The sequence below is a fragment of the bacterium genome (genome assembly GCA_021372515.1).
Classification (GTDB): Bacteria; Gemmatimonadota; Glassbacteria; order GWA2-58-10; family GWA2-58-10; genus JAJFUG01.
Genome location: JAJFUG010000090.1, coordinates 1 through 6,892, shown reverse-complemented (window position 1 = coordinate 6,892; position 6,892 = coordinate 1). Strand labels below are relative to the sequence as shown.

At 66.0% G+C, this 6,892-nt stretch carries 3 protein-coding genes; all 3 read right to left on the bottom strand.

Features of this window, described 5'->3' with window-relative positions:
• Positions 1-1,941: GWxTD domain-containing protein (locus tag LLH00_09030; GenBank protein MCE5271415.1), on the bottom strand; the 1,941-nt coding region annotated here is incomplete at its 3' end.
• On the bottom strand, positions 1,938-4,247 hold the full coding sequence (locus LLH00_09025) for a GWxTD domain-containing protein (protein MCE5271414.1): 2,310 nt from the start codon (positions 4,245-4,247) through the stop codon (positions 1,938-1,940). The genes LLH00_09030 and LLH00_09025, both read right to left, overlap by 4 nt.
• A gap of 20 nt (positions 4,248-4,267) precedes the next feature.
• On the bottom strand, positions 4,268-6,481 hold the full coding sequence (locus tag LLH00_09020; protein MCE5271413.1) for a GWxTD domain-containing protein: 2,214 nt from the start codon (positions 6,479-6,481) through the stop codon (positions 4,268-4,270).
• Positions 6,482-6,892: the final 411 nt, after the last annotated feature.

The following is a 6,892-nucleotide window of genomic DNA, read 5'->3' as shown; positions in this document are numbered from 1 at the left end:
ACCGCCGCCGCTTTCTTTCTTATCCGCCGCCACTACGGTCACCTTTTCACGGAATTCCCGGCTGCCTCCGGCTCCGGGCCGCAGGCCGTAGACCTCGAAATACACATTGATCGGCTCGCCGCGCGCGAAGCGCAGGCTGGGCCGCGGTAGAAGTCCCACTCCGCCGCGCTCCAGCGGAGCGTCGCCCGGCTGCGGAGTGCTGCCCAGCACCACCCCGCTGATATCCAGCTCGGACTCGCCGTAGGTGGCAAGCCTGAGTTCCTTTTTGGCCACCACGCGGCGGCCGGGGATCTCCAGCTTGGCGACATAGAAATAGCGGCCCGGCCCGGCGCTCAAACGGTTGATTCCCAGCCAGAACGAGTCCGACGGGGTGCGCACCGGCGCCGCCACGGAGCTGTCGCGGGCCAGCTCGGTCCAGGTGCTGTCGTAGAGCACTGTCACTGCGGCCGGGGGTTGGGCCGCGGCGGCCAGGGGCACGCTCTGGTAGAACTCCACCTCCACCTCTGCATCAAGACCCCGGAAATCGGCGCCGTAGTAGTCCTGCTGCAGGCTGGGCATGGGATCGTCGAACAGGTCCGCGGCCATAGCCTTCCTTATACTGCCTGCGCCGTTGATAGCGGAGGGGATAAACCTGAAATCGCCCGTGCCGAACTTCCTTTCGAAAATGAAGAAGCCGCTGTTTTTGTACCACCAGACCTCAGCCGGGTTAGGCGCCTGGGAGATTTCGGGTTTGTCGATCTTTTCCGGCGCTCCGAAGCGCATGTACAGCAGTCCGCGCTGATCCAGGGCCAGGGCTGTCCCAAGGTCGCCGATCTCCTTGACCGGATCGTAGTCCACTGTCTGTGACTGTCCGGAGGTCAGACGCTGGTAATTGGCGGATGTCTGGAACTTGCTGTGCGGGAAAAGCTGTTTGTAGTACTTCTCGGCTCCGGCCAGGCGGACATAGTGCTCCACCAGGCGCTCGTTGTGCGGCGTGGTCGGGTCGGGGTCGCGGTGCATCCAGAACTGGCGGAACAGGGCCGCGCCCTGCTCCGGGCTTTTCTCGCCCTCCCAGCGGACCCGCTCGGCGGGAGTCATGATGGTCTGGGCGTCGAAGCTGAGCCGCTCGAATCCACCCTCCCGGCCGGCGATCTCCAGCGCCTCGTTGTAGCCCCGCTCGAACGCCGCGGTATCTCCCAGTTCCAGGCAGCAGCGCGCGGTGAGAAGGCACTGCTCGGAACGCTTGTAGCCGGGCCAGCGCAGGCGCAGACTGTCCAGGCTGGCGAACACTCCGCCAAGGTTGCCCAGACGGAAGCTGTCCCAGGCCAGGTCGAGCCACCAGTATCCGCGCTCGGGATGCCGCGGCAGCCAGTCGCGCAGGTGGCTGTCCACCTGGCGCAGGTCCTGGGGGTCCTGGTCCCGGATTTTCCCCCGCCAGAGCTCGTAGGCCCCCTCGTAATCCGGGTCCACCAGTACCAGGCGGCGCAGGGCGCGCTCGGCCAGGTCGAAGCCGCCTGTCTCCTGGAGCCGGAAACCGGTGTCGGCCAGGGCCCGCAGCGCCGCGCGGTTCTCCGGCTCCAGGCGCAGGATACGCCTGTACTGGGCCACGGCGTCGAACAGGCGGCGCGGGGTCCGGCTGTAGACTGCGGCCAGGCCGAACCGCGCCCGGACCACCACCGACGGGCTGCGCGAGAAAAGCACCTCGAAGTATTTCCGCTCGGCCGCGCGCAGCTTGCCCTCTTTCAGCAGACTTTCACCCGCATCGAGCAGGGCCAGCCCCTGGCTGTCCTCCAGGCGGCGCAGCGAGTCGGCCACCTCGGGGGCTTCGGACAGTGAATCACTGTCCGCGAACAGCGAAAGCGGCGGCGTGTTCCCGGCAAAGGCGGTCACTGCGCCGGAGAACAGAAAGGCCAGCGTGATAAACCGGGCTCCAGCGAAGCCACCACCCCGGAAAAACGTCATTTCCCGCCTCCTGTTTCCTTGACCTCGAAGGCGCACTTGCGGGTGCGGCGAAGGCCGCTCACCCGGTCGAGCAGCTCCAGGTTCAGGCTGTACACCCCCGGCAGCAGCGGAGCGGTGTCGATGTCGAAACTCTCCGGCGTGCAAAGAGCGGCGGCGGACGGACCGCGCTCGAAAGTCATGCTCAGGCTGGTCTCACGCTTTCCCGAGGCAAAGCCCAGCAGGCGGGCCAGCTCGCTTTTCTGCTCATCCCGCGCCACTGTCACCCGCTCCTGGAACTGGTGCTGCCCGGCGCTGTCCGGCTCAAGGTTGTAAAGCTCCAGGTAGACCGCCACTTTCTCGCCGACCGTGAAGCTCAGGCTGGGCCGCGGGTCGATCTCCACCCCGTTGCGGCTGAACAGGCCGTGGCCGTGGCCCGGAGCCGTGCCCAGCACCACCCCGCTCAACTCGAACGCCCCCGCGGTGTAGGGGTGGAAACTGAACGCCTGACGGTGCACCGTGCGCCGTCCGGGGACATCCAGGCGCAGGGCCAGGTTGTAGTTGCCCGGCGGCAGGAGCGCCCGGCTGAGCGCCAGCCACAGGTATTCCGGCCCGGCCTTTACGCTCCAGGCCAGACAGGAGTCGCGCGCCACCACGGTCCAGGTGGTGTCGAACAGGGCCAGGTCGGCGAACGGCGCGTTCTCGGTCCGGACGGAATCCTGGGGCAGGCTCTGGAAGAACAGCAGCTCGACCCTCCCCTGCGGCCCGCGGAAATCGACGCCCAGAAAGTCCTGTTTGCAGGCCGGCAGCGGGTCCTCGAACGATTCGCACTCCAGCGCCTGCTCGATCCGCCCGATGCTGTTCAGGTAGACCGGGATGTAGATGAAATCCCCGGCCCCGTAGACTTTCTCGAACGGGAAGAACACCGAGCCGTAGCGCCAGACCTCCTGGCTCGGCAGGCCATCCGGCACCGGGTCGCCGAACTGCTTGGCGCTGAAAGTGACCGGCTGAAGGTCCTGCAGCATGGCCTCGTGCTCATCCAGCAGGCTGGCCAGGGGCTTGTTGGTGGGGGCCTCCGGGCGGCGCACCTCGTCCGGGGGGCCATGACGCAGGAACAGCAGGCCGCGCTGGTCCAGGTCGAGGCCCCTGCCACGCTGGAACATCAGCTTGGGGTCCACCCCGTACGGGCCGGAGTCACGGTCGCCCAGGCGGAACGTGCCCGGCTGGGGCAGGGTCTGGGAGACAAGACGGTTGTAGCTCTCGGAGTTCTGGAACTTGCTGTGCGGGTTGCTCAGGGCGAAATAGCTCTGCGCCTCGGCCAGGCGGACATAGTGGGTGACCCGGCGCTCGTTGTACGGGGTAAGCGGGTCGGGGTCGCGGCGCGCCCAGAGAGTGCGGAAAAAGGCGTTCATCTCCTGGGCCGTGCTCATGCGCTCCCATTTGGCCGCCTCCTCGGGGGTGAAAAGCCCCTGGGCCTCGACCAGCAGGGCGGTGTAGTCACCATCGGCTGCAGCGGCGGCCAGGGCGCTGTCGTAGAGGGCCTCGAAAGCCAGGCTGTCGCCCAGGGCCAAGCGGCACCGTCCGCGCAGGAGCTGCCGCTCGGCGGGCTTGAACGCGGGGGCCTCGCGCCCGGCGCGCTCCAGGTCGGCCAGGGCGGAGTCACAGTCACCCAGGCGGAAACGCAGCCGCCCGGCGTGCAGCCAGTAGCCCCCGTACAGGCTGTCCGCCCCGGCCCAGCCCTCCAGGTTCTCGCAGACCCGGTGTGTCTGGTCCTCGGGGTGGCGGACAAAGCGGTCGTTCCAGAGCCCCAGCGCGCCGCGGTACTCGGGGTCCAGACAAACCAGACGGGTCAGGGCGGAACTGGACAGATCATAGCCCTTGCTGTCGGCCAGGTCGAACCCGGCCTCGGCCAGGCTGTAGAGGGCCTCGCGGTTGGTGGAGTCGGCCAGGACGGCCAGACGGTACTGGTCCAAGGCCTGGGTCAGGTGGCCCTCGCTCCCGTAGCGGATCACATCCCCCAGGCCGCGGTAGGCCTGTGAGCGCACCGTGGGATCGGGCGAGCTGAGCGCGTGACGGAAATCAGACTGCGCCCGGTTCCAGTCCCGGTGTTTCAGGCGGAACTGTCCGCGTAGTACATAGCCGGGGTAATCTTTCCTGTCCCGCTCCAGGACACGCTCCAGGAGCTGTCCCGCCCCGGCGCTGTCGCCCGCCGCAAAAAGGGCCGCGGCCTGCTGCGAGGGCGGCGGGCCGCCGGCGGCCCAGACGGCCCCGGCGGCCAGGGCAATAGCCAGGAGCAAAGACATTTTCAGCGTAGATACGCTCAGCCGCATCTGCTTCTCCGTCTCCCCTCTTACCGCTCGCTTATCTCGAACGAACAGCCGCGGGAGCAGCGGGTGCCGCTGCCACGGTCGGTGATCTCCACCGTGAGCGCATAGACCCCGGGCATCAGGGGGGTGGTGTCGAGGTCGAAAGTCTCGGGCACAGCTACCGGAGCGTCCTCGGGGAAACGCTCGAATGTCATGCTCAGGCTCTTTTTCCGGTCACGGAACGCGAACGGCAGGAGCTTGACCAGCGGGCTTCTCTTCTCATCCCGGCTGACAGTCACGCGCTCGCGGAAGGCCCGGCCGCCTTTACGTCCCTCGCCCAGGCCGTAGGCCTCCAGGTAGACCGCGATGGCCTCGCCGGGCGAGAACCGCAGGCCGGGCCGCGGGTTGATCTCCACGCCGTACCGGTTGAACAGGCCCTGGCCGCGCTCGGGGTGCGTACCGAGCAGGATGCCGCTCAGGCAGAACCGGTCCTCCGGGTAGGACGGCAGGCTGACCGACTGTCTTTTCAGCACCGCCCGCCGGGAGGGCACATCCAGACGGTGGACGAAATTGTACCGGCCGGGTGCGACCGTGGCCCGGTTGGCGGCCAGCCAGAGGCGGCCAGCCCCCACGGTCAGCGGCCAGGCGATCGAGGAATCGCGGGCCACCAGGCGGGTCCAGGTGCTGTCGAACAGAGCCAGGTCCGAAAACGGGGCGTTGGCCGTGACCACCGAGTCCTGGGGTGCGCTCTGGAAAAACAGCAGCTCCAGCCGTCCCGGCCCGGCCTTGAAATCCACGGCGAAAAGGTCGGGCCGGAACGCCGGGAGCGGGTCGCGGAAAGAATCGGTCTGCATGGCCCGGGTGATATCGCCGCGCCCGCGGAAATTCTTGTAGATATACTTGCCGGCCCCCCCTGTCTCCGAAATCACGCGATTGAACAGGAAATAAGCCGAACCATAGCGCCAGGCCTCGTAGTCCGGGGCATCGAACTCGGCATTCCACGGCAGGCCGAACTTGTAGAGGAAATCCGGCTCGCCGTGCCGGACATAGAACAACCCGCGCGGCTGGAGCGCCATCGTGCGGCAGCGGTCCCACCACATGGAGGGATCGTATTTGGGATCGAAATAGGGATGCTTCGGGTCGTTTGAATCCTCCGGCTCCTGCGGCCGGGTCGATTCGGACATGTCCATCCCGGCATGATCGGTAGTCGAAATGAGGCGGTTGTATTTCTCGGAGGTGTTGTAGAAACTGTGCGGGTTATACTCGAAATAGTTCCTTTTGGCATATTGCAGGCGGCAATAGTGAGTGACCAACCGCTCGTTGTGCGGCTCCAGCGGGTCCGGATCGCGGCGAGTCCAGAACGCATGGAAAAACGCCTCTTTCTCGGCCGGTGTGGTCAGGCTGTTCCAGCGCCTGGCCTCCACGGGGCTGAAAATCAGCTCGGCTTCGCGAAACAATTGCTCGAAATCGTCCTCCTTCGCCGCCCAATGCAAGGCTTGCGCGTAGGCACTCTCGAAACCGAGCGTGTCTCCCAGGCTCAGCCGGCAGTGCGCACGGATCAGCCAGCTTTCGGTGCATCTGTATTCCGGGCAGCGCAAGGCCAGGCTGTCCAGCAGGGCCAGGGCCGTCCCGGCCTCCCACAGCCGCTGACGGATCCGGGCGGCGTACAGGCAGACCCGGCAATCGCCGGGGTGGGTGGCCAGATACCGTTCGAGGCTTGCGCCGACCTCACGCAACCGCTTGTCGCTCTGAGAAAATATCCGTTTCCACCAGATATCCAGGGCGTCACGATAGTTCGGGTTCAGCCGGACAAGGCGCGCCAGAATGTCATCCGCGCTCTGGTAACCGCTGGTCCAGCCCAGCTCGAACGCGGTCTCGGCAATCCGGTAATAAGCCTCGAAGCAGAGCGAGTCCGCCTGGATCGCCCGTCGGTATTCACCCACCGCCTCCCCCCTGCGGTAGGGCAACGTGCGCCGGATATCGCCCAGGCCGAGGTGCGCCAGCGCGCGGAGGCTGTCGGATCCCGAATGAATCACCTTCCGGAAATCTCTCTCCGCCTCATCCAGCCGTCCCGCCGCCAGCAGCAGCCGTCCGCGCAGGTACGGCTCGGCGGTGTCCATCGAATCCCGGTCAAGGGAATGCTCCAGAACCTCTAACGCCCCGGCGCTGTCGCCCGCGGCGAGCAGGGACGCGGCCTGCTGCGAGGGCGGCAAGGCCTCAGCCGCGTGGAGCGCAGCGGACAGCGCGGCGAGAGCCACACAGCAAATCAGGCTTACAGAGCGTATCAGTCTATGTGCATTGTTCAGCCCGCGGGATTGTCCTCGGTCGCGGCTATGTTGGGCGGCGCTTGGTTCGGGCGGCTCGGGCAGGGCAGGAGGAACCGTCATGGCACGACTCCTGAAAACGGTGTGGGGGAAGGGACCGTTTTGCAACCATTCTACATCAAAACCAGGCTTTTTGTTCCGGCAAGTATTTTTCACCTTTTGCATATCGTTCTTTGGATTAGATTCCGCATCTTGACTTCGGTATTACCGGGTAATAATATTTCAGCAAGGACTGTTTGCGAACCTCACACAGAGGGGAGGCCGAATGCCGAGGACCAAGCCGGATATTATCACGTTCAAGGCGGATGACGAGCTGCTGGCCCGTCTGCGCAACCTGCCCAACCG

What these genes read in the sequence shown, in the direction of transcription:
- LLH00_09025 (MCE5271414.1), bottom strand. Translation starts at nt 4,247, where the DNA reads ATGCGGCTGAGCGTATCTACGCTGAAAATGTCTTTGCTCCTGGCTATT.